This window comes from Teichococcus vastitatis (assembly GCF_003604215.1).
In the GTDB taxonomy this organism is placed as follows: Bacteria; Pseudomonadota; Alphaproteobacteria; order Acetobacterales; family Acetobacteraceae; genus Pseudoroseomonas; species Pseudoroseomonas vastitatis.
Genome location: NZ_QXGS01000109.1, coordinates 1 through 2,860, shown reverse-complemented (window position 1 = coordinate 2,860; position 2,860 = coordinate 1). Strand labels below are relative to the sequence as shown.

General features: G+C 68.1%; 2 protein-coding genes and 1 pseudogene. 1 reads left to right on the top strand and 2 read right to left on the bottom strand.

What is annotated here, in order from left to right:
* Positions 1-410 precede the first annotated feature (410 nt).
* Entirely contained in the window at positions 411-1,742 is a 1,332-nt protein-coding gene (locus D2K64_RS23215) for an IS701 family transposase (RefSeq protein WP_120010765.1), read from the bottom strand.
* A gap of 80 nt (positions 1,743-1,822) precedes the next feature.
* On the opposite strand from D2K64_RS23215, the gene D2K64_RS23210 reads away from it, so the two are divergent.
* On the top strand, positions 1,823-2,338 hold the full coding sequence (locus D2K64_RS23210) for an SGNH/GDSL hydrolase family protein (protein WP_157986095.1): 516 nt from the start codon (positions 1,823-1,825) through the stop codon (positions 2,336-2,338).
* A 289-nt stretch (positions 2,339-2,627) separates the two neighbouring features.
* On the opposite strand, the pseudogene D2K64_RS23200 reads toward D2K64_RS23210, so the two are convergent.
* A pseudogene (locus tag D2K64_RS23200) lies at positions 2,628-2,860 on the bottom strand (hypothetical protein); the annotation flags it as partial.

Below are 2,860 nucleotides of genomic sequence, written 5' to 3'. Positions count from 1 at the left end.
CTGTCGTAGTTGCGGCGACAGCGGCGGCTCAACCCGCCTGCCTGTGATGTCAGTTGCGGCCTCTGGGCGCCCGAAAATCGCCGTTCCGCTTCCGGAGAGACCCTGCCGGATCTGAGGGTTAGCGCTTCATGCAAGGCACTACGGAAACCTCTTGCCAGCCCCTGCCCTCGGCCGACTTTCATCCGATAAACCCGGCATCTCGTGCCGCATCAGCCCTGATGTGCCGTCACTTTTGTCAGAGCCGGGAGCTTTCAGAGAGCCGAGCCGGGTGTTCCTCGCCAATCGAAGCGGCATTGTGCGCGATCACCAGCGCCGCTGCTCTGCCGCAGGCTGGACCTCTGCTTCAGAAGTAGCTCGTGCCAACCCCGTCCGTCCGGCAGCATTACACCTTCTCGCACTACCTGGGCACTTCAAGCGAAGGTGTCAGGAACCTGCGTCGGCAGTGCGGACATCGAATTGGCGTGGTGATGTGGCTGAACAAGCGATCGAGGATGGCGCGGCGCACCGCGGGCAGGCTCGGCGAGGGTGGCGGGCCCGGCATCGGAGGCCGCATTTTTCCCCCGCCTCGTCCGGCGGTGCGCGGCAAGGCGGAGGTGCTGCAGGTAGGCAAAGGCGATGCACGTCATCAGCGCGTGTCGGTGCAGGCCGGTCCAGGAGCGTCCCTCGAAGTGTCCGAGACCGAGTTCCTGCTTGAGCTGCTGATGCGCCTGCTCGCACACCCAGCGTGCCTTGATGGCAGATGCCAGCAGCCGCAGTGGCGTGTCGGCAGGCAGGTTGCTCAGGTAGTACTTCCGCTCGCCGCCTGAGCGCCATTCGCCCACCAGCCAGGCCTCGTCACCCGGCAGGTGCCGGTTGTTGCCCCACACGGCGCCGTCGCCCACCCGGATGCGCGCCGCGACGAACCGGGCCGCCAGTGCGCCCTTCGTGCCCTGCCGCCAAGCGATGCGACGCCAGGAGAGGTCGCCCAGCACCTTCTCCGCCTCCACGGGCTGCTCATCGGGGACCGGCTTGCGGGCGCGCCCCGCCGGCGGCACCAGTTGCACGGCGGCGCTGTAGACCTTCTGGTTGCGCGGGATGCCGACCGCCCAGCGCAGGCCCCGGGCCTCGAGGCCCTGGCGGAACGCCGCACTCGCGCCGTAGCCCGCATCCGCCAGCACCGTGCCGAACCGCACGCCTGCGGCACGCAGCCGGTCCAGCTCGTCGAGCGCGATCTCGCCCTTGGCTTGCGGCACCATCGCGGCTTCCGGCACACCCGCCTGAGCGCAGCGCGACGGATCGCCGATCCACTCCTCCGGCAGGAACAGCCGCAGGCCGACCGGGACAGGCACCTCGCCCTGTGCCAGGGTGAGCGACACCAGCGACTGGCAGTTCGCCTTCTTGCCCAGCTGGCCGCAGTATTGCGGTGCCACGCCCACCGACATGGCGCCCTTTTTGGGCAGCGCCGTGTCGTCGATCACCAGCCAGGCCGCCGGGCCACCGACCAGCCTGTCCGCCTGCTGCGCCAGCACGGACCAGAGCGGCGCGTCATCCCAGGCCGGGCTGGCAATGAAGTGCTGCAGCTGGTCGTGGCTACCCAGCCCCAGGCGGGCGGCCATCGGCTGCAGGCTCTTGCGCTCGCCGGGCCCGAGCAGACCCCGCAGGTAGAGCGGCGCCCAGGTGCGGCGGGTCTTGCGCCCCATCACCTCGAGGAACGGCGCCAGCCAATGATCCAGGTCCGCTCCACCACCAGGAATGCTCGTCATCGACGTCACCTCCACAAGGCAGCGTCGCACGCCGTTCCGTCATACTCAACCAAAATGCCCAGGTAATGCTCGGGCGCATCATGGTCCTGGCGCGCGTCAGTGGTGTCCCGCGCCAGCTCGGCCAAGTGCCGCAGGAGGCAACCCGTCTCTTTGTCAGTGCCGGAGGCAATGACGCCCTGCGGTCAGAAGGCGTGCTCGGCGAGGCGGCGCGAAGCGTCGGCGAGGCGCTTGCCCGCCTCTCCGACCTGGTGGAGCGGTTCCGCGAGGATTATCGGGCGATGCTTGAGGCGGTGCTGGCCCGCGGCCTGCCTACCGCCTTGTGTACCATCTACGATCCACGCTTCCCCGACGCGCTGCGGCAGCGGCTGGCAATCACGGGACTGGCGCTGTTCAACGACATGATCCTGCGCGAGGCTTTTCGGCACGGCCTGCCGGTGATCGACCTGCGCCTGGTCTGCAGCGAGGCTGCGGACTTCGCCAACCCGATCGAGCCCTCGGTGCGGGGCGGCCGCAAGATCGCGGCCGCCATCACCCGGCTCGCGGTGGAGCATAACTTCCAGCAACGCCGTGCCACGATCTACACCGAAGGCGCGTGAGACCGCGGTTGAGGTGCGGCCGCATGAACAAGACGGGGCGCCAGGGCAGACAAGACGCCGACATGGCAGGACATAGCAGGCCTCATAGCGTCCGGCGCTGAACCACCATTCGGGTGACTTCGCGCCAGGATCAGTGCGGTGGCGCGGTGAAAGCGTGGTGGATGTCGAGCCTGCGCTCGTAGCAGATGGCGGGGCGGCGGAAGCGGTTGATCCAGGCGAATGTGCGCTTGATGGCCCACCTGTGCTTTCGGGCCTTTGGCTGCTTTCGAGCCGGTCTCTGGTTCTTCCGCTACTCCAGGCTGAGCTGCCGGAGTGCATCCAGATAGCGCTGTTGTGCCAGATCGCGGCTGCGGACGATGCCGACGGCCTCTCGCGCCGAGACAGCCCGGAACATCACGCGCTGGCGACTGCGAAGCTGCACGAAACGATCCAGGCTCGTGGATATCACGGTGGCGATCTTCGGGTAGCCGCCGGTGCTCTGATGATCAGCCAGCAGCACCGTCGGCACGGCGTCGCCGGAGA

Coding starts and splice junctions, on each gene's coding strand:
- D2K64_RS23215 (WP_120010765.1), bottom strand. CDS start 1,742: ATGACGAGCATTCCTGGTGGTGGAGCGGACCTGGATCATTGGCTGGCG.
- D2K64_RS23210 (WP_157986095.1), top strand. CDS start 1,823: ATGGTCCTGGCGCGCGTCAGTGGTGTCCCGCGCCAGCTCGGCCAAGTG.